The 19546-nt window shown below is 70.0% G+C and carries 19 protein-coding genes and 1 pseudogene; 15 read left to right on the forward strand and 5 right to left on the reverse strand.

What is annotated here, in order from left to right:
* Nucleotides 1-203 precede the first annotated feature (203 nt).
* Nucleotides 204-1298 (reverse strand): glycosyltransferase family 4 protein, encoded by a 1095-nt coding sequence (locus tag ACYQPG_RS08715; protein WP_461230744.1) that lies wholly within the window; start codon nt 1296-1298, stop codon nt 204-206.
* Nucleotides 1299-1483: 185 nt separating this feature from the next.
* Between ACYQPG_RS08715 and ACYQPG_RS08720 the strand changes: the two genes are divergently transcribed.
* The 6 genes and pseudogenes from ACYQPG_RS08720 to ACYQPG_RS08745 all read left to right on the forward strand — a co-directional run bounded on the left by ACYQPG_RS08720 (nt 1484) and on the right by ACYQPG_RS08745 (nt 6596).
* Nucleotides 1484-2182 carry a cytochrome b/b6 domain-containing protein gene (locus ACYQPG_RS08720; RefSeq protein ID WP_419829199.1) on the forward strand — a complete coding sequence of 233 codons (699 nt, stop codon included), beginning with the start codon at nt 1484-1486 and terminating at the stop codon, nt 2180-2182.
* Nucleotides 2179-2919 (forward strand): molybdopterin-dependent oxidoreductase, encoded by a 741-nt coding sequence (locus ACYQPG_RS08725; protein ID WP_419829200.1) that lies wholly within the window; start codon nt 2179-2181, stop codon nt 2917-2919. Before ACYQPG_RS08720 ends, ACYQPG_RS08725 begins: the two co-directional genes overlap by 4 nt.
* 37 nt (nt 2920-2956) lie before the next feature.
* Nucleotides 2957-3946: pseudogene (locus ACYQPG_RS08730) on the forward strand (SPFH domain-containing protein).
* Nucleotides 3943-4389 (forward strand): NfeD family protein, encoded by a 447-nt coding sequence (locus ACYQPG_RS08735; RefSeq protein ID WP_419829201.1) that lies wholly within the window; start codon nt 3943-3945, stop codon nt 4387-4389. The pseudogene ACYQPG_RS08730 and the gene ACYQPG_RS08735 overlap by 4 nt, the downstream one beginning before the upstream one ends.
* Nucleotides 4390-4795: 406 nt before the next feature.
* On the forward strand, nt 4796-5713 hold the full coding sequence (gene motA / locus ACYQPG_RS08740; RefSeq protein WP_461230745.1) for a flagellar motor stator protein MotA: 918 nt from the start codon (nt 4796-4798) through the stop codon (nt 5711-5713).
* A 22-nt stretch (nt 5714-5735) separates the two neighbouring features.
* Nucleotides 5736-6596 (forward strand): flagellar motor protein MotB, encoded by an 861-nt coding sequence (locus ACYQPG_RS08745; protein WP_419829202.1) that lies wholly within the window; start codon nt 5736-5738, stop codon nt 6594-6596.
* Between the two features lie 121 nt (nt 6597-6717).
* On the opposite strand, the gene ACYQPG_RS08750 is transcribed toward ACYQPG_RS08745, so the two are convergent.
* Nucleotides 6718-9594, reverse strand: a complete 2877-nt coding sequence (locus ACYQPG_RS08750) for a phosphoenolpyruvate carboxylase (protein WP_419829203.1) — start codon at nt 9592-9594, stop codon at nt 6718-6720.
* Between the two features lie 146 nt (nt 9595-9740).
* Here ACYQPG_RS08750 and ACYQPG_RS08755 point away from each other — a divergent pair, with 146 nt between their 5' ends.
* The 3 genes from ACYQPG_RS08755 to ACYQPG_RS08765 all read left to right on the forward strand — a co-directional run bounded on the left by ACYQPG_RS08755 (nt 9741) and on the right by ACYQPG_RS08765 (nt 11208).
* On the forward strand, nt 9741-10076 hold the full coding sequence (locus ACYQPG_RS08755) for a four-helix bundle copper-binding protein (protein WP_461230746.1): 336 nt from the start codon (nt 9741-9743) through the stop codon (nt 10074-10076).
* 119 nt (nt 10077-10195) lie between these two features.
* Nucleotides 10196-10528, forward strand: a complete 333-nt coding sequence (locus tag ACYQPG_RS08760; protein WP_147909726.1) for a hypothetical protein — start codon at nt 10196-10198, stop codon at nt 10526-10528.
* Nucleotides 10525-11208, forward strand: coding sequence for a hypothetical protein (locus ACYQPG_RS08765; protein WP_147938900.1), 684 nt, complete (start codon nt 10525-10527; stop codon nt 11206-11208). Before ACYQPG_RS08760 ends, ACYQPG_RS08765 begins: the two co-directional genes overlap by 4 nt.
* A gap of 4 nt (nt 11209-11212) precedes the next feature.
* Here the strand turns inward: ACYQPG_RS08765 and ACYQPG_RS08770 are convergent, their stop codons facing one another.
* Entirely contained in the window at nt 11213-11572 is a 360-nt protein-coding gene (locus tag ACYQPG_RS08770; RefSeq protein ID WP_147910023.1) for a ComEA family DNA-binding protein, read from the reverse strand.
* Between the two features lie 226 nt (nt 11573-11798).
* Between ACYQPG_RS08770 and rpmF the strand changes: the two genes are divergently transcribed.
* Nucleotides 11799-11987 carry a 50S ribosomal protein L32 gene (gene rpmF, locus ACYQPG_RS08775; protein WP_147910024.1) on the forward strand — a complete coding sequence of 63 codons (189 nt, stop codon included), beginning with the start codon at nt 11799-11801 and terminating at the stop codon, nt 11985-11987.
* 673 nt (nt 11988-12660) lie between these two features.
* Here rpmF and phaR read toward each other — a convergent pair.
* Nucleotides 12661-13275 carry a polyhydroxyalkanoate synthesis repressor PhaR gene (gene phaR / locus ACYQPG_RS08780; RefSeq protein ID WP_147938899.1) on the reverse strand — a complete coding sequence of 205 codons (615 nt, stop codon included), beginning with the start codon at nt 13273-13275 and terminating at the stop codon, nt 12661-12663.
* Nucleotides 13276-13604: 329 nt separating this feature from the next.
* Here phaR and ACYQPG_RS08785 point away from each other — a divergent pair, with 329 nt between their 5' ends.
* The 4 genes from ACYQPG_RS08785 to ACYQPG_RS08800 all read left to right on the forward strand — a co-directional run bounded on the left by ACYQPG_RS08785 (nt 13605) and on the right by ACYQPG_RS08800 (nt 16973).
* A complete protein-coding gene (locus ACYQPG_RS08785) occupies nt 13605-14789 on the forward strand; it encodes an acetyl-CoA C-acetyltransferase (RefSeq protein ID WP_147854948.1) in 1185 nt (394 codons plus the stop codon).
* 116 nt (nt 14790-14905) lie between these two features.
* Entirely contained in the window at nt 14906-15634 is a 729-nt protein-coding gene (gene phbB / locus ACYQPG_RS08790; RefSeq protein ID WP_147910027.1) for an acetoacetyl-CoA reductase, read from the forward strand.
* Between the two features lie 592 nt (nt 15635-16226).
* Nucleotides 16227-16676 carry a hypothetical protein gene (locus ACYQPG_RS08795; RefSeq protein WP_147898180.1) on the forward strand — a complete coding sequence of 150 codons (450 nt, stop codon included), beginning with the start codon at nt 16227-16229 and terminating at the stop codon, nt 16674-16676.
* Between the two features lie 21 nt (nt 16677-16697).
* Entirely contained in the window at nt 16698-16973 is a 276-nt protein-coding gene (locus ACYQPG_RS08800; RefSeq protein ID WP_461230747.1) for a hypothetical protein, read from the forward strand.
* Between the two features lie 306 nt (nt 16974-17279).
* Here the strand turns inward: ACYQPG_RS08800 and ACYQPG_RS08805 are convergent, their stop codons facing one another.
* Entirely contained in the window at nt 17280-18506 is a 1227-nt protein-coding gene (locus tag ACYQPG_RS08805) for a glycerophosphodiester phosphodiesterase family protein (protein ID WP_419829206.1), read from the reverse strand.
* A gap of 98 nt (nt 18507-18604) precedes the next feature.
* Between ACYQPG_RS08805 and yddG the strand changes: the two genes are divergently transcribed.
* Nucleotides 18605-19519 carry an aromatic amino acid exporter YddG gene (gene yddG, locus ACYQPG_RS08810; RefSeq protein ID WP_187278393.1) on the forward strand — a complete coding sequence of 305 codons (915 nt, stop codon included), beginning with the start codon at nt 18605-18607 and terminating at the stop codon, nt 19517-19519.
* Nucleotides 19520-19546: the final 27 nt, after the last annotated feature.

The following is a 19546-nucleotide window of genomic DNA, read 5'->3' on the forward strand; positions in this document are numbered from 1 at the left end:
GAGCGACGCTTCCGAAAAGGTCGCGGACGCCTGATCCATCCTGCATCGTCGCGCTGCCCCTCTCCCGACCCGGCCTGACGGCCGGCCCACCCTCCCCCACAGAGGGGGGGAGGGAGAGCGCGGCGGGCGATGGCACCTACATCCGGAAGACGGCGTGTGAACATCCCGGCCCGCTCTGCCAGGCAGGCCCCCGCCGGTCTCGGTTACGCCCGCCCGCCGGCCACCCGCAGCGTCGGCTGCGCCCGCTCGGCGCAGCGCGCCATCACGGCATCGTAGCTCTCGAGATAGCGCTCAGTCATGGCGGCGGCGTCGTAGAGGGCCTCGGCCCGGTCGCGGCAGGCCCGGCGCGACAGGCCGGCCGCATCGCGGATCGCCACGGCGAGGTCCTGTGAATCGTCCGGCCGGGCGAGGCAGCCGCACTGGGCGTCGAGGATGTCGGGCATCGCGCCCCGGCGGAAGGCGGCCACCGGCGTGCCGCAGGCGAGCGCCTCGGCGACCACGAGGCCGAACGGCTCCTCCCAGCGCGGCGACACGATCGCCACCCGGGCGCGGCCGAGATGGTGCACGAGGTCCCGGTGCGAGAGGTGCCCGAGATGGGTCAGGTCCGGCCCGAGCCGCGGGGCGATCTCGGCCGCCCAGTAGCCGGGATTGAGCTTGGGGCCCGCGAAGGTCAGCGGCAGCCCGGCCGCCCGGGCGGCGTCGATGGCCAGGTGCAGCCCCTTCTCGGGCACGATCCGGCCGGACCAGAACGCGAAGGGAGGAGCGTCGGGAGTCTCGGAATACGCGAAGGTCGAGAGGTCGACGCCGTTGTCGACCACCTGCGCGCCGGGCACGAGCGATTGCCATTCCTGGGCGAGCGAGGGCGACACGGCCAGGAAGGCCATGTCGGGATCGGCCTGCACCACCCCGGCGACCAGGGCGTCGAAGGGCGGCGTGTGCAGCACCGTGACCCAGGGCAGCCCGAGCCGGGCGCTCATCAGCAGGGGCAGGGCGTGCAGCGCGTTGTTGTGCACGATATCGAACCCGCCGGCCGCGACCAGCTCCATCATCCGCCGGTAGGCGTCGTACTCGGCCTCGTCGATCGCCTCCTCGCGGTCCGGATCCGCCAGGGCGTCGCCGGTCGGGTCGCACAGCATCACCGGATCGAGCGCCGGGTCCGAGCCGCGGCTGGCGAACAGCGTCACGTCGTGTCCGTGCCGCTTCAGCGCGACGGTGAGAAGATGCGTGTGCATCTCCAGTCCGCCGGCGTAGGGCTGGCCAATCGGGTACTTCAGATGTGCCAGGACAGCGATCTTCACGCGCGCACCGAATCCGGTTGTGTGGGGATCTTTGCCGGCCGCAGCGGAGCGAGAGGAAAATCGTCCGCAACCAGCCTGGCGGGTATCATGCCCATCGTTTCTTCATCAAGCGTTGCGTCATCGGCGCCGGGAGCGACGACGGACGCGGCGCGTTCCCACATCCATAAGGGCTGCGTTCTGAACCGATGATGATCGAGACGACGGGTCGACCATTCAGCCGGGTGCGCCACCCCGCCTGGGTCCGCCTGACCCACTGGACCGGTGCCGCCGCGACCCTGTCCCTGATGGTCAGCGGCACCGCGATCCTTTTGGCCCTGCCGAAGCTGTTCTGGGGCGAGACCGGGGCCAACGACGCGCCGGCCTGGATCACCCTGCCGCTGCCGGTGAACCTCGAGCAGACCGGCTGGGCGCGCAACCTGCACTTCCTGTCCGCCTGGATTTTCGTCCTCAACGGGGCCGCCTACCTGGCCCTGGCGCTGCTGCGCGGTCACCTGCGCCGGCGCCTGCTGCCGGAGCCGGCCGAGATCCGGCCGCGGGCGCTCGCGGGCGAGATCCGGTCGCACCTGCGCCTGCGCGCCGGGGCGCCACAGACCGGCCGCTACAACGCGCTCCAGAAGCTCGCCTACCTCGCCGTCCTGCTGGTGCTGGCGCCGCTGATGCTGCTCAGCGGCCTGACCATGTCGCCCGGCGTCACCGCGGCCTGGCCCGAGCTGTTCGCGCTGTTCGGCGGCCGGCAGTCGGCGCGGACGATCCACTTCCTGGCGGCCTTCGCGATGGTCGCGTTCCTGGCCATCCACATCTGGCAGGTGCTGGCGAACCGGCCGCTGGACCTCATGCGCGGCATGATCGCCGGGCGTGCCGGCAACGCGGAGGAGAACCCATGAGCGCGCTGACCCGTCGCCGCCTGATCGTCGGGACCGCCGGGATCGGCGCGGCCGGCCTCGTCGGCGGCTGTGAGCCCGGCACTCCGAAGCTTCGCCCGAACCCCTACGGCCTGAGCGACTGGCTGACCTTCGCCGGGCAGCGCCTGCTGCTGGCGCGCCAGCCGCTCGCCCGGGAGTTCGGCCCCGAGGCGATCTCGGCGGTGTTCCCGACCATCAACACCACCGACCCGGACGACCCGGCCTATCGCCGCTCGAAGGCGCAGGGCTTCTCGGACTGGCGCCTGCCGGTCACGGGCCTCGTCGCGCGGCCGCGCGCGTTCTCCCTGGCCGAGCTGAAGGCGATGCCGGCGCGCACGCAGATCACGCTGCATTCCTGCGAGCAGGGCTGGTCGGCGATCGGCCAGTGGACCGGCGTCCCGCTCGCGCAGGTGCTCGCCGCCGCCGGGATGCGCCCCGAGGCGCGCTACGTGGTGATGCGCAGCGTCGACGGCTGGTGGGACAGCTACGACCTGTTCGACGCCCTGCACCCGCAGACGATCCTGGCCTACGGCATGAACGGCGCCGACCTGCCGGTGGCCCACGGGGCCCCGGTTCGCCTCCGGGTCGAGCGCCAGCTCGGCTACAAGTCCTTGAAATACCTCGCCAGCATCGAGGCTGTGGACCGCGTCGACGGCATCGGCCACGGGTGCGGCAGCATGGTCGCGGGCCTCGGGTTCAGCTGGTACGCTGGCATCTGAGCCGCCCGTCGACGCCGTGCGGCCGGGGAGGGGCTTCATGGATCTCACGATCGGTCTGAGCACGTTCGCGCTCGGCGCGGCGGCGCTGGCGGTGGTCACGCTGGCGGCCGGCGTGAAGATGATCCCGCAGGGCCACGTCTTCACGGTCGAGCGGTTCGGCCGCTACAGCCGCACCCTGGAATCCGGCCTCGGCCTGATCATCCCGTTCGTCGAGCGCGTCGGCCGGCGGGTGAACGTGATGGAGCAGGTGGTCGACGTCCCGAGCCAGCAGGCCTTCACCCGCGACAATGCCGGCGTCACGATCGACGCGGTGGTGTTCTACCAGGTGCTCGACGCGGCCCGGGCCTCCTACGAGGTCTCGAACCTCGACCTCGCCATGACCACCCTGACCATGACCAACATCCGCACCGTGGTCGGCTCGATGGATCTCGACCAGTTGCTCGCCCACCGGGACGAGATCAACGAGCGCCTGCTGCGGGTGCTGGACGCGGCGGCCGCGCCCTGGGGCGTCAAGATCAACCGCATCGAGATCAAGGACATCGTGCCGCCGGCCGACCTCGCCGGCGCCATGGCCCGGCAGATGAAGGCCGAGCGCGAGAAGCGCGCTTCGATCCTGGAGGCGGAGGGGCAGCGTGCCGCCGAGATCCTGCGGGCCGAGGGGCGCAAGCAATCGGCGATCCTGGAGGCGGAAGGCCGCCGCTAGGCCGCGTTCCGCGACGCCGAGGCGCGCGAGCGCTCCGCCGAGGCCGAGGCGGCGGCGACCGGGATGCTCAGCCGGGCGATCGCCGAGGGCGACATCGCGGCGGCGAACTTTCTGGTGGCGGAGAAATACGTGGACGCGGTGCGGGCGCTGGCCACCGCGCCGAACCAGCGCGTGGTCGTGGTGCCGATCGAGGCGGCGGCGCTCGCGGGTACGCTGGGCGGCATCGGCGAGCTCACCCGCGCGGTCTTCGGCGAGGCTGCTGCCCCGCCCCGGCGCGCCGGCTCGCCGCCCAACGTGTCGGCCCCGCGGGCCGGAACCCCATGACCGACGGCTTCGGGATCCTGGCAGCCCTCGGGCCGGCCTGGAGCTGGGTGATCGGCGGCCTCGTCCTGGCGGGCGCCGAGATCGTGGCGCCGGGGGTATTCCTGATCTGGTTCGGCCTCGCCGCCGTGGCGACCGGCCTCGCCACGGCGCTGATCCCGATGCCTTGGCAGGGCCAGACCCTGCTGTTCGCGGCCACGGCCGTCCTTCTGGTTGGCCTCGCCACGCGCCTGCACCGCCGCACGGGCCCCGGCGACGCCCTCAACCGCGCCGACCGCGGCCTGATCGGCCGCGAGGGCGTGCTCGCCGAGCCGATCCTCCAGGGCGCCGGCCGCATCCGCTTCGACGACACGCTGTGGCGGATCGAGGGACCGGATCTACCGGCGGGCGCACGGGTACGGGTGGCCGGGCTGTCCGGGACGGTGCTGCGGGTCGAGGCGGCTTGAGGGACGCGTAGGGCAGTACCCCGCCTTTGCGGGTGGCGGAATCGAACGCCGTCCCGCGCTCCGGGCGCATCGCCTCGCTATCGCGGCCGCCCGACGCATCGCGCAGGTCCCGGGAGAGCACCCGGGCGATCGGTGCGGCCAGGACGTTCCGGCCCCCGACGGCGCCGCGCACGTCCCGCCTCGGCTTGCGGGCACGCGTTGCGGAGCGTGGGCCGGCTCCAGGGCCGGAGCGGCAGGGTCGGCCGCCATGCCTGACCACGCGTGAAAGCCGACGTGATCGCGCTGCGACACGGCCGCGCCGGTCAGATCAGGTCAAACCCGCTCCACCGAACGCGCACACCAAACATCCGCCAGTCCTTCGGTCGCGGCTCTAAACGCGCTGTTAACCTTAATCAGTGAATGGCCAATGATTAACGGCGTCGCATGGCTTGTACCTGTCGCCGCGCAAGGATGGCAAACTATGCGGCTGATCGTCGGCACATTGATCGTCTTTGCCTGCGTCTTCGGCAGCTACGCGGCGATGGGTGGCCACCTGCTCGTCCTGTGGCAGCCGTTCGAATTCGTCATCATCCTCGGTGCCGCGATCGGCGCCTTCGTCATCGGCAATACCGGGCCGGTGCTCAAGGCCGTGCCCGCCATGCTGGGTACGCTCGTGAAGGGGCCGAAATACACGCAGAAGAGCTATGTTGAGCTGCTGGGGATGCAGTACTCGTTGTTCAAGCTTGCGAAGTCGAAGGGCGCGATGGCGCTCGAGCCGCACATCGAGGATCCGGGCGAGTCGACGCTGTTCAACGCCTTCCCGACCTTTGCCGCGAACCATCACGCTGTCGAGTTCGTCTGCGACTACATGCGGATGGTGACGCTGGGCGCCAACAACGTCTACGAGATCGACGCGCTGATGGATGAGGAACTGCAGACGCACCACCAGGAGCAGGAGCGTGTCGTCTCGGCCATGCAGGCGCTCGCCGACGGGACCCCGGCGCTCGGCATCGTCGCCGCCGTGCTGGGCGTGATCAAGACGATGGGGGCGATCAAGGAGCCGCCGGAGGTACTGGGCCATCTGATCGGCGGCGCGCTGGTCGGCACCTTCTTCGGCGTCTTCGTCGCCTATGGCTTCTTCGGGCCCATGGCGCAGTCGCTCAAGAGCCTCTTCGAGGCGGAGTCCAAATACTACCTGTCCCTCAAGGCGGGTCTGCTCGCCCATATCGGCGGCCAGCCCCCGGTGATGGCGGTGGAATTCGCCCGCAAGTCTCTGATGAGCGACGTCCGCCCGACCTTCAACGAAGTGGAAGCGGCAACCGCCGCTCTGCCCGCTCAGATCTGACCCAACCGCCAGCAGGGACCCGATGACCACGATCATCATCAAGAAGGTCAAGAAGGCCGGTCATGCGCACCATGGCGGGGCCTGGAAGATCGCCTATGCGGACTTCGTGACCGCCATGATGGCGTTCTTCCTGCTGATGTGGCTGATCAGCATGACGACCCAGGAGCAGAAGAACGGGTTGGCGGAATACTTCGCGCCTTCGGCGTCGAGCCCCGCGACCAGTGGCGCGGGCGGAATGCTGTACGGCACCGCCCTCGACACGTCCGGCAACAAGGCGTCCACGCCCCGCGACGCAGCGAGGGGCTCGGTCGAGCGGGAGGATACGACGCGCGCGACCACTCCGGGCCGCACCAGCGATCTCGATGCCAGCCGCCAGGCCGCCAGCGTGCAGGCCGATTACAGCGCCATCGCCAGCCTCCGGCAGGCGCTCCAGACGTTGCCCGACATCGCCGAGCTGTCGAAGAACATCGTGATCGAGCCGACCAAGGAGGGCGTGAACGTGTCCCTCGTGGACCAGGACGGCCGCTCCATGTTCCGCGAGGGCTCCGTCGAGCCCCACGAGCGCACCCGTCGCGTCCTGGAGACGCTCGCGCCCGCCCTGCGTCAGCTGCCCAACCGCCTGTCCGTCACCGGCCACACGTCCGCCACGCGCCCGGGCTCGGCGCGGGTCATCGAGCCCTGGAATCTCACCGCCGGGCGCGCGCTCGCCGTGCGCGAGATCCTGGCGGGGTCCGGGGTTCCCAACGACAACTTCACCTCCGTGGTGGGACGCGCCGACACCGAGCCGGTTTACCCCGACAATCCCTACCTCGCGCCGAACCGGCGGGTGACGATCACCCTGCTCCACGCGAACCCGCCGGTGCCCGCGAACCTGTTCCGCTGACGACGCGGCGCCTGGCCGCCCGGGGCCGTTCCGGATCGCGTTGCGATCGGGGACGGCTCCCAATGCTTGATGCGATGCGCGCGCTTCCGCCGAACAGGCATGAAGTTCGGCGGCGAGCGCTCTACCCGAACGCCCCGACCTCGTGCTGGATCATCCCCGAAATCTCCCGCACCTGGTCGAACAGGCGGCGGATCGGCTGGAACAGGTTGGCGTGCTCGGCCTCGTAGGTGCCGACATCCCGGGGGCCGGCGGGCTCGCCGAAGTTGAGGCCGAGCGTCGGGTCCGGGGTGATCGGGAAGATCGCGTCGAGCAGCGTCAGGCAACCGTCGATGTCGAGGCGCAGGACGCGTTCCAGCAGTTGCTCGCGGGAGATGCCGGCCTGCGGGCGGAAGCCCGGGATGTGCACCGCCAGGAACCAGATCCGGTGGATCAGCGCCAGCCGCAGGGCGTGCAGCAGGGTCAGGCGGGCCGACATGCCGGGCAGGTCCGGGGCGGCGGTGGTGAGCGCCAGCCAGTCGCGGGTCAGGCGGCCGAACAGGCCGCGCAGGGACGATGCGAGGTCAAGGCGCTCCAGGGCGCCGGCGATCACCACCAGCTCCTCCCGGCGGAAATCCTTCTGGGTGCGCCGGGCCCGCTCCAGCCAGACCGCCGGGTCGAGGGTGTCGATATAGGCGCGCAGCACGTCGAGGTCGCCCAAGGCGGCGGCGTGCTGGACCAGCCGGAATGCCCGCGAGAAGCGCACCGAATCCCGCCGCATGTCGCGGAACAGGTCGGGGCCGCGCTGGGCGGCCCGGCCGATCCCGTGGAGGGAATTGGCCAGAAAACCGAGCTGGTGCAGGATCGCGTTGTTGGGGATCGCCCGCATCTGGGTCGGATGGGTGATGCGCGCGGGCCCGCCGTTGTCGGTCTGGCGTGCCACCGGGCGTGAGCCCGTGCGGTCGATCAGGCTCGGGCCGAAGGTGCCGAGCAGGGCGGCGTAGCCCGGATCGTCGACCAGGGCCTCCATGTCCTGCCGGGCGGCGGTGAAGAATTCGAGGGCGAAGTCCGGCTCCGAGTAGATCGGGTCGTCCTTGGCGTCGCTCCCCGCCGCGGTGTCGTTCAGCGCGTAATCCGAGAAGCTGTCGTCCTCGGCGATGTCGAGGGCGTAGACGTGCTCGGCGATGCGGGCGACGCTCGCCTGAGCCAGCGCCTCGGTGCCGTAGAGCAGGTAGCCGTCGGTGCCCTGGAAGCTCGATTCGAGCCGCACCTTGAGGCCGGCCTTGCGGGCGCGGTCGCGGGCGTCCTCGGGGGCGAGATAGGCCAGGCGGTCGCGCAGGGAGGTCGGGTGGGCGCCCCGGCCGATCGATTCGCCGTGGGTGTCGAAGATCGTGAGTTCGACATCGGCCAGCCCGTTCTGGACCAGCATCTCGTTGATGCGCAGGCGCAGCCGCTCGATCCAGAAGGTGGCGGCGAGCTGACCGACATAGCGGCCGGAATCCGAGTAGCCGAACTGCACCGTCAGCCGGCCGATCCGCTTGAGGTACTGCCGCCAGTGCGGGTTGCGCAGGGCGTCGTCGAGCACCCGGATGCCCTGCTCCAGGGCGCTCGCGGTCTCGAACAGGGGCGTGATCTCGAGCTTGTCGGCAATGCCGTAATGGCGGGCCAGCCACAGGGCGGCCAGCAGGGTGTAGCCGGTCTCGGTCTCGGCGATCAGGAAGCGCACCGGGTGGGTGCCGTCCACGTGCTTGAGGATCTGGGCGATGGTCATCATCAGCCGGGCGGCCGAGGCCCGCTCGGCGGCCAGCGCGCCGAAATCCACCGCCACCGGGCGGACGTCGTTGAGCAGGCTGTGGATGGTCGCCAGATGCGAGCGGCGCTGGGCGGAATCGGTCGGCTCGCCCTCCAGGTCGATCACCCGGCGCACGGCGTTGTGGATCTGGCTGGCGTTCAGCCGGAAATGCGGCAGGGCGTTCGAGAGGCCGTGGGTGGCCACGCCCGAGCGCAGGATCGCGATCGCCCGCTTGTCGGCGGCGTCGGCGCCCTCGAGTGCGGCGGTGAGCCCGGCGACCAGGGCGCCGGCATCGGTCTGGGCGCGCTCGCGCTCGATGATCAGCGCGAGGGCGAACCGGTGCACCGCTTCGAGCGACGGCTTGTCGCCGAGCCGGGGGGCGACCGCGAGCTGGCGGTTGACCGCGGCGAGCGCCTCCGCGGCCAACGCCCGGACCTCCCGGCAGGCGGCGGTGTCGGGCAGGTCGCGCATCACCCGGTCGAACTGCATGCGCTTGGAGATCAACCGGTAGCGCAGGGTGTCCCACCAGCCGATGTCGGTGCGCCCGTCGGTGTCGCAGCCGACCCAGCTGGCGATGGCGAAGGGGCGGGGGGTCAGATCGGTCCAGCTTTCGGGCCAGCGGGTGCGGGCGGCGTCCAGCAGGGCACCGTTGAACGCGTCCAGGGCGAGCCGTCCGTTGTTGGCCGCCGCGCAGGCCTGCTCGAACTCGACGTCGAGGGTGATCGGCGCGTCCGGCCGGGTGGAGAGCGCGGCGGCGCGGGCGATCAGGTCGGCGCGGGCGGCCGCGTCGGGCAGGCTGGCGGCCTGTGCCAGCAGCGTCGCCACGGCGCGCGGCATGCCGAAGGTCGGATGCGCCGTGAACACCACCGCGAAGGCGATGCGGTGGATGAAGGCCGCGAAGGTCGAGACGCCGTCCGGTCCGCCGGGGGCGGCGGCGACCAGACGCGCGGGGATCGCGGCATCCGCGTCGGCCGGCCCGGCTTCGAGCCCGACATAGCCCCGCAGCCGCTCCGCCCGGGCCGCCAGGGCCGGGGCGCGCAGCCGCTCGAACAGGCCGTCGAGGTCGTCGGCCGCGATCTCGTTGCGGTCGAACCGGCGGGTGATCGCGAGCGTCACGGCCAGGACGGGGTTGCGGAACGGGTCCTCCCGGGCCTGCTCCCGGGCGCTCTCGATCAGGCCCAGGAGATGCCTCTCCAGCTCCTCCGGCTCGCGACTCGACTCGTGCTGCATGGATCGGTCCCGACTCCGGCTCGCTCGCGTCTACCCGGCCCAGCGCCACACGCAAGGAGCGTTCCGTCAGGCCGTCCGCCCCGGCGTGTGGGCGAACCGCCGCGGACCGGGCGCATTAGCCCCGGGGTGCAGCGTGAGGAACCGGCATGGCCCACACCGCGAACGCCGACCTGCAGACCTGCATCGAGGCTTGCCTGCGATGCTATCAGACCTGCCTCGGCATGATGACGAACCCGTGCGTCGAGGCCGGCGGCCCCCATGTCGAGCCGGAGCATGTCCGGCTGATGCTCTCCTGCGCCGAGACCTGCCGGGCCTGCGCGCACCTCATGGTGATCGGCAGCGCGGTGCACCGCCACCAGTGCCGGGCCTGCGCCGAGATCTGCGCGGCCTTCGCGGCCTCCTGCGAGGCGGTGGGCGACATGGACGATTGCGTGCGGGCGTGCCGGACTTGCGCGGAGACCTGCCGGCGCATGGCCGCCTGAGGGTCCTCCGGCGGGGCGGGAACGCCCCGTCGCGCCCTGGTCCGATCCCGCATGCGGTCGTTGTTCCGCCGAGTACGGGGTGACGACGGGCCTTCGGGCGGGTTAGAGGTTCCCGCCTGATGGAGCGCCTGCTGATCATCCTGGCTATAGTGGCCTTCGTCGTCGCGGGACTTGCGGTCGCCGCCATGACGGCCCGGGGCCGGCGCGAACCTCTGCGCATGGGCTCCGAACTCGACGTCGAGGACGAGGAGCTGGTGATCGGCTCGGTCGGCCCGCGCATCAGCCCGATCGACCGCGCGGCGCAGGATCTCGACCCGCGCGTTCCGGACTCCCACCTGCTCGACCCACGCGTACTCGATTTGGAAGCGATCGAATTGCAACCGATCAGAGCCCTCGATAGGACCGGCCGGATCGAGCCGCCGCGGCGCGATCAGCCGGAGGCGGACCGATGAGGCTGTATCCTGGGGCGGCCGGTCTGCTGCTCGCCTTCCTGCCGGCCGGACTGTCGGCGCCCCATGCCGCGCCGGGCCCGACGCCGCCGCAGGCGACGACCCCCGCCCAGGCTCCGGCACCCGCCCAGGCTCCGGCACCCGCGCCGAAGCCGCCCGCTCCGGCCGAGCCGGCGCCGGCACCCGATCCCACCGCCGCCGCTCCGCCGGTCGAGCAGCCCTGCGGGGCCCGAGCGGCGCGCTACGAGGGCGGCAAGGGGTTCAAGATGGTCGTGACCCGGGCCGGGCAGGTGCGGACCACGAACCCGCTCCGGCCGCTGACCCCGGAGGTGAACGAGGTCCTGCAGGTCGTGATCGCCGGTAAGGTCGCCACCGCGTACGGGCCCGATTTCGCCACGCTGCGGCGCGGCACGGCGCCGGCCACCATCGAGGCGATGCTCGGCGGGCCGATCCGCTGGCAGCCGTCCCTGCCGATCCTGGCGGACCCGATCACCATCGTGGCCGAGGAGGGCTCGACCCTGGCGCAGCTCGCGTTCCGTGCCTGCGAGGATCCCCCCGCCGTCAAGGCCGCGCCGAAGCCCCAGGCCAGGAAGAAGGCCCCCGTCCGGCGCGCGGCGCCGAAGGAGGCCACCCAGAAGGCGCCCCCGGGCTTCTCCATGCCCCAGGGCGCGATCGCCGAGTGAGCGATTACTTCTGCTTGGCGATGACCTTGTCCTTGATCCCGTCGTAGACGCTCTGCGGGATGATCTTCTTGGAGACGAGGTCGTCCTTGCCGCGATAGGGCCGGCCCTTGATGATCGCGGCGGAGCGGGCGGCGCCGATGCCCGGGAGGGCGTCGAGGTCGGCGGCGCTGGCGCTGTTGAGGTCGAGCAGCGCGCCCTTGGCGGCGTTCGGCGGCCCGGCGACCGGCGCGCTCGGCGCGGTCGGCCTGGCGGGGGCGGTCGGCGTCGCGGGGCTCGATGTCTGCGGAGCCTGCGCGAGGGCTGGCGCCGCCATCAGGCTCGAGAGCAGGGCGAGGACGGCAAACGTCGTTTTGGAGGAAGCCATGGCGGATCTCCCGAGGGGTACGACCCGCAGCGCGGCGCCGTCCGCCAGATCTGGGCCCGGCGACTTGAACCCGGGCTTAACGGTTGTGTCGCCGCACCCCTAGCCACGGGCCGGCGCCGACGCTATAAGCGCGCCCTCATCCGTATCCCGCGGTGTGCGAGGCGATCCTCGATCGAGGAGCCGCTCGCGCGCCGCTTTGCCCGCGGCATCACGAAGGACTTCTGCCATGGCCGTTCCGAAGCGAAAGACCTCCCCCTCCCGTCGCGGCATGCGCCGCTCGGCCGACGCCCTCAAGGCGCCGACCTACGTCGAGGACAAGGATTCGGGCGAGCTGCGCCGTCCGCACCACATCGACCTGAAGACCGGCATGTACCGCGGCCGCCAGGTGCTGAAGGTGAAGTCCGTCGAGGCGTAAGCGTCTCGACCGGTCCGATCCTTCATCGGTCCGACCAACAGCCTCGTCTCCGGGATGCGCTCGCGAAGCGGGCGCCTCACCGTACGGGGCGGGGGCTGGAATGGGCGTCAGGCTCACCGCCCGCGCCCGGTCCCTGCGCGCTCAGGGAAGCGACCTCGGCCAGCGGGTGTCCTTCGAACGTGGCGCAGCGTCGGGTCGCGTCGCTGCGCTCGCGATGACGGCGCGGGCGAGAACAGAAACTTACGCGAGCCGCCGAGCGGTCTCTGCGTAACGGGCCGCGGCCGCCTTCGTGCGTTCCAGCCGCGACGGCCGGAGGGTCGGGTCGCTGGCGATCAGTAGCTGAGCCACGAATCCCGAACAGGCACTGCCGCTACCGAATCGGTCCGGCATCAGGATCGTGGCGCGCGCCTCGCGCCGTCCCCCATCGACCACCACCAGTGCCCGAGCCGGCGAGACGGCGTCCGTCGTCGCCCCGGCCGCAGCACCCGCGGATTGCGCGGGCCTGCTCGTCCAGTTTGCACCGGCCCGGCCTACTGTCCCGATCCGCGCCATCGCAACATCCCCTGCACGTCACCGTGCGCATGTTGCAAACGTGGGGCCGGCGTTAATGGTCCGTCAACTTGTCAAAAACGCTTAGGACCGGCCGGAGTGATTGGTTTTGGCACGGCCAAGATTACTTCTTGGCCAGGTCCTCGAGGCGCTGCTGCATCTCCAGCATCTGCCGCTTGAGGTCGTCGAGCTCGCCGCCGGCATAGGCCCCCTGGGCCCCCTGGGCACCTTGCGCGGCCCCCTGCGGCGCCTGGGGCTGAGCCCCGCCGGCGGGCGGCGTGAAACCGGTGAACATCTTCATGGCGTCGCCGAAGAAGTTCATGTTGGTGCGCACCGACTGCTCGATCGCGTTCTGGAACGCGGCCGGGCCGAAGCTGTGGGCGAATTTCTCGCGCAGGCCGTCCTGGTCCTTGGCGAAGTTCGCCATCGAGAATTCCAGGAAGCTCGGCACCATCGTGCGCATGCTGTCGCCGTAGAAGCGGATCAGCTGGCGCAGGAACGCCACCGGCAGCAGGTTCTCGGCGCCGGCCTTGTTCTCCTGCTCGAAGATGATCTGCGTCAGCACCGACCGGGTGATGTCGTCGCCCGCGCGCGCATCGTAGACGACGAAGTCCTCGCCGTTCTGGACCATCGTGGAGAGGTCCTCCAGCGTCACGTAGGTCGAGGTGCCGGTGTGATACAGGCGCCGGTTCGCGTATTTCTTGATGACGGTCTGGGTGGCCTTGACGGTATCCGCCATCGGGAACGGCCTTTCTGAACTCAGGACTCAGGGCGTCGCAGGCACGCGCGACGCGTCCCGGCGGGGATCGTCTTCGCGCCCGCAGCACGGACCTTAAAGCCTTCCACAGGCGCAGAAAACAGCAAACTGCACCTCTTCAACGCAGAATAATGCCGGGTGCGGGCCTTCGCACAGGCCATTTCAGTCTCGCAGGCGCGTCATCGGGGCGTTTTGACCCTCGAAGCTCGATCCTTGACTTCGCCGACCTCAAGCCCTTCATCGCGGGACCGGCTTTTAGAGCGCGCCCGAACTGAGGAAGGCGCGCCGGCTTGTAAGAGGAGAACGTTCACATGGCAGGCAGCGAAGAGATCGTCATCGTCGGGGCCGCGCGCACCGCGGTCGGCTCGTTCGGCGGCGCCTTCGGGGCCGTCCCGGCCCACGAGCTCGGCGCAACCGCGATCAAGGCCGCCCTGGAGCGCGCCAAGGTTTCCCCCGACGACGTGGACGAGGTGATCTTCGGCCAGGTGCTCACGGCCGGCGCCGGCCAGAACCCCGCACGGCAGGCCGCGATCAAGGCCGGCATCCCCGAGAAGGCCACCGCCTGGGGCCTCAACCAGGTCTGCGGCTCGGGCCTGCGCACCGTCGCCATCGGCATGCAGCAGATCGCCAACGGCGACGCCACCGTGATCGTGGCCGGTGGCCAGGAATCGATGTCGCTCTCGCCCCACGCCCAGTACCTGCGCGGCGGCCAGAAGATGGGCGACCTCAAGCTCATCGACACGATGATCAAGGACGGGCTCTGGGACGCCTTCAACGGCTACCACATGGGCCAGACCGCCGAGAACGTCGCCCAGGCGTTCCAGCTCACCCGCGAGCAGCAGGACCAGTTCGCGACCCGCTCGCAGAACAAGGCCGAGGCCGCCCGCAAGGAGGGCCGGTTCAAGGACGAGATCGTCCCGGTGACGATCCCCGGCAAGAAGGGCGACACGATCGTCGACACCGACGAGTACATCCGTGACGGCGCCACCGTGGAAGCGATGGCCAAGCTCAAGCCCGCCTTCGCCAAGGAGGGCACGGTGACGGCCGCCAACGCGTCCGGCCTGAACGACGGCGCCGCCGCGCTGGTGCTGATGTCGGCCTCCGAGGCGGAGCGGCGCGGGCTGACGCCGCTCGCCAAGATCAAGTCCTGGGCGACCGCGGGCGTCGATCCCAAGGTGATGGGCACCGGCCCGATCCCGGCCTCCCGCAAGGCCCTGGAGAAGGCCGGCTGGAAGCCCTCCGACCTCGACCTGATCGAGGCCAACGAGGCCTTCGCGGCTCAGGCGCTCGCGGTGAACAAGGACATGGGCTGGGACGATTCGAAGGTGAACGTCAACGGCGGCGCCATCGCCATCGGTCACCCGATCGGCGCCTCCGGTGCCCGCGTCCTCGTCACCCTGCTGCACGAGATGAAGCGGCGCGACGCCAAGAAGGGCCTCGCCACCCTGTGCATCGGCGGCGGTATGGGCGTCGCCATGTGCCTCGAGCGGCCGTGACCGGCTCGTTACGACCGGCTGTCCACCAATATAGACTTGAGTCCTAACTCAGAAAAAATCGCGTGCGGACGCCATCCGCACGCGGCATCACGTGATGCGAACAGGAGGAAACAACAATGTCTCAAGGACGCGTCGCGCTCGTGACGGGCGGTACCCGCGGTATCGGTGCCGCGATCTCGAAGGGCCTGCAGGCCAAGGGCTACAAGGTCGCTGCCAATTACGCCGGCAACGATGAGGCGGCCCAGGCCTTCAAGGCCGAGACCGGCATCCCGGTCTTCAAGTTCGACGTCGGCGACTACGAGAGCTGCCAGGCCGGCATCGCGGCGGTCGAGGCCGAGCTCGGCCCGGTCGAGGTTCTGGTCAACAATGCCGGCATCACCCGCGACGGCGCTTTCCACAAGATGGATTTCGCCAAGTGGCAGGCGGTCATCAAGACCAACCTGGACTCGGTGTTCACCTGCACCCGGCCGGTGATCGAGGGCATGCGCAGCCGCGGCTTCGGCCGGATCATCATCATCTCGTCGATCAACGGCCAGAAGGGCCAGGCCGGCCAGACCAACTACTCGGCCGCCAAGGCCGGCGTGATCGGCTTCGCCAAGGCGCTCGCCCAGGAAAGCGCCTCCAAGGGCATCACCGTCAACGTGATCGCGCCGGGCTACATCGCCACCGACATGGTGATGGCGGTGCCGGAGGAGATCCGCAACAAGATCATCGCGACGATCCCGACCGGCCGCCTCGGCAAGTCGGAAGAGATCGCCCATGCGGTGGAATACCTGGCGAGCGACGAGGCCGGCTTCATCAACGGCTCGACGCTCACCGTGAACGGCGGCCAGCACTTCGTCTGATTTTTTTTCGGTGCGACGGGCGTGTCCGGCTCTGCCGGGCCGCCACATCGATCTCCGACGCCGCGCCGCCCTGCCGGGCCGCGCGGCGTTTCTTTGTGTTCGTGCTTCCGGTCAGATCTCATCTTCGATCGGCGACACACGGCCGGCAGGATAAGCCGCCTTGTCATTCCGGGGCGCCGCAGGCGAGCCAGGAACTCAGAGCCGCCGCCGGTGCAAGGTCATCATGGACCTGAGTTTCTGGATTCCGGGCTCCGCTTCGCGGTCCCGGAATGACCGGGTAGCTGCTCGTAAGACGCTCGGACTTCAGAGCGATCACAGCACGTATGATCTGCACAAACACCGGTTTGACCTGAGCCTCGCAGGATCTTTGTCAAACGCGCGCCGGTGGGCGGAACGAAATCCACGCGATCCTCACGGATTTTTTTTCACACCGTAGATCCCATCAGACCGCGCGTGGATCTGTGCATTGCGGGGTCGGACGCGCGGAATCGCACAGGTGCTCCGGAACACGAACAATTCGAGCTGTCCCGGATAGGTCTCGTTTCGGCCCGGCGTGGTTGTTCGCGCCAGCAAGAACGAAGGCCCCGATACGATGAACACCCCATTCACCAAGCGCGATGCCGGTGAAACTCTTGCCGCCGACCGGACGGTCGATGCACGCGGCGTCGCGATGCTGGCCAAGCTCGGTCTCGCCGCGGCCTGTGCCCTCGGCCTCGCCGCCTGCGTCACCCCGCAGGAACGGCACGCGATGGATCAGGGCCAGTGCTACGAATTCGGCTTCGAGCCCGGCACCGATGCGTTTGCCCAGTGCACGATGGACCTACACCAGCAGCGCGCGCTGACCCAGGCGAACCGGGACCTGTACTGGCAGTCCCAGTTCGCCGCGCAGACCCGCCGCCGGGAGGCGCAGCAGGATCTCTACAAGCAGATCAGCCTGCAGCGCAGCGGCGACCCCCGCTTTCCCGTCTGCGGCGCCGCCTCGGACGGCGGCATGGACCGCCGGACCATGACCTGGTTCGGCCCGAACTGCCGCGCCCGCTGATCCCGATCCGGAGAGACTCCCATGTCCGATGGCACCACCTTGCCCGATGTCACCACCCTGCCCGACGTCACCACCCGCGGCCCGCAGAAGGCGGGCCGGATCATCTTCATCGCCACCGCCCTGGTCGGCACCGCGACCGGATTCATCACCGGCGACATCGTGCTGTTCATCCTGGCTCTTTTCGGCTGCGCGTCCGTGCTCAGCGTGAGCTACGCGCTGGTCGCCCGCCGCCTCGGTTGGCAGCCGGTGAAGTTCGGCGAGCTGTTCGACATGGTTTTGCTGCTGGCACACCCCTGACCGGCTTCCCTTCGCGGGCTACGCGAAGGGAAGCCGGAACGGCCGGCTCACTTCTCCGAAGTCTGGCCGGTCACGCCCCCCTTAGCTTCGCTGAATCGACGCTCCCGAGACCGCCATGACGCTCGCCCTGATCCTCGCCAGCCTCCTCCTGGTCAACGTTCTGATGGCCGGCCTGTTCTCCCTGGTCGCCCTCTGGGCCGCTTGAGCGGCGGTGCTCGCCGCCGAAGCGGATACCGGTCCGGCGTCAGCAAGCGCGTCGAACCAAGGGCTTAGCCCCGTTCCCGACGGACCCGCGCTCCGGACGGGTCAAGGCGCGCCGACGCAATTGGCGTAGAACGTCGTGGTCGCCGGCCAGTCCGAGAACACCCCGAGCACGCCAACCTGCCCGTGCAGCACGTCCAGCAACCGCAGGATGTCGCCATCGCCGGTCACCACCGGTTTTACCGACTGGTAGTAGTAGCCGCCGCCCTCCTTGAGCGGGCCCGACCGCTCCAGCGACCAGGCGATCAGACCGAGACCGGCCTTCTTGGCCTCCCTCGCATAGCTCGAGGGCTCGATGGCGCCCTCAGGCCCGGGACGCACCAGCATCCACAGGGGCGGCGCCAGGATTTTCACGCCCTTGGCGGAGAGTTCGGCCATGCCGGGCTTCCAGGTCTCCGGCTTCTCCGGGTTGAAGCCCTTGGTGGTCTCGTCCCGGTCGTCGAGGAAGATCGCCTGGCGGCCGAAATCCGGATCCTTTTCCAGCCAATACAGGATGTCCCGCAGCTGGAAGCTCTGCGGATAGACATCGGAGGCCGGTATTCCGGCTTGCTTGTACTCGTCGATCAGCTGCTGGGCGTATTGGTCCTGGGTGTAGTTGCCCTCGAACGGCATCGCGACCTGGGGCGCCTTCAGCTCCGGCGTGAACTTGCGCCCCATCCCCTTCACCAGGGCGATGTACTCCTTGTGGGACATCAGCGTGCCGGTGGTGGCGTAGAGGTCGGTGCGCCAGCGCGGCGTGGCATTCATGTAGCCGGCCAGCGTTGTCGCCTCCGGGTCGGCCGCGTCCATCTTGCCGTTGAGCGACTTGAACTCGTCGAGGGTCAGGTCGCTGGTGCAGCACTTGGCCGAAGCCTTGCGGCCCGTGGCCGGGTCGGCCGGTTCGAAACCCTTCGTGCACTTCGCCGCAAGGTTCGGCCGGGCCAGGATGTCCGTGGTCGTGTGCAGGTCGCACTGGCTGTGCCGACAGACCAGCTGGCGGTCCTTGGTGAAGGCGACGTCGCACTCGATGATCCCGGCCCCCATCCGGTAGGCCGCGAGCAGCCCCTCGCGGGTATGCTCCGGAAACATCAGGGGCGCCCCCCGGTGCGAGATCGAGAAGGTTCGCGGCGTGTAGGGCCGGTCGACGCCGCAACCGGCCAGGTGATCCTTGAGCGGCCCGGGCTTCAGTTGGTCGACGAGGTAGAATGGACGCGGCCCGAGCTGCACCCCCTCGCCGGCGAATGCCGACCCACCCGCCAGCAGCAGCCCGAGGACGGCTAGGATCGTGCGCATCGACAGTTCTCCCGGTTCCTGCTGCCCGTAAGACCGGACGGTGACAGAGCCGTGACCCCGTCTCGCCGACTCACGATTTCGCATGGTAGCTGCGATCCATGAGCCGAACAGCGTCATCCGCGACCCGCGACATATCGCGCTCCACCGCCACCCTCGCGGGCTTCGGGGCGATCCTGCTGTGGTCGCTGCTCGCCTTGTTTACCGCGGCCTCCGGGAGGGTGCCGCCGTTCCAGCTCGCCGCCATGACCTTCTGGATCGGCGGCCTGTGCGGCTGCGCCGCCTGGATCCGTCGTCCCGCCAGGGCCCGCGCTCTGCTCCAGCCCTGGCCGGTCTGGCTGCTCGGAGTCGGGGGGCTGTTCGGCTATCACGCCCTCTATTTCAGCGCCCTGCGCTTGGCGCCGCCGGCCGAGGCCGGGCTCATCAACTACCTCTGGCCGCTGCTGATTGTCCTGTTCTCCGCCCGGCTGCCGGGCTCGGGCGGCTTGCGCGCCGGACATCTCGCCGGGGCGGTGCTCGGTCTGGCCGGCGTCGCCGCCCTGTTCCTCGGACGGGGCAACCTCGATTTCGCCGCGGGCGCGCTGCCTGGCTACGCCGCCTCCCTGGCGGCGGCCTTCGTGTGGGCCGGCTACTCGGTGCTGTCGGCCCGGGTCGGCCAGGTGCCGACCGACGCGGTCGCGGGCTTCTGCCTCGTCACGGCGGCGCTGAGCCTGGCCTGTCATCTCGCCTTCGAGACCACGGTCTGGCCGGCGGACGCGACGCAATGGGGGGCGGTGCTGCTTCTCGGGATCGGGCCGGTGGGGGCCGCCTTCTATCTCTGGGACATCGGCTGCAAGCGGGGCGACGTCCGCCTGCTCGGCGTCACGGCCTACGCGGCGCCGGTGCTGTCGACACTGATCCTCGTGGCGACCAGTTACGCCAGCCCGGGCCCGGCCCTGGCGCTGGCCTGCCTGCTGATCGTAGCCGGCGCGCTGACGGCGGTGCGGGCATCCCGGGCTGCCCCGAGGGCGGTCTGATCTCCACGCTTGGTGGCCGCTGATGGA

The organism is Methylobacterium sp. CM6246 (genome assembly GCF_054818005.1).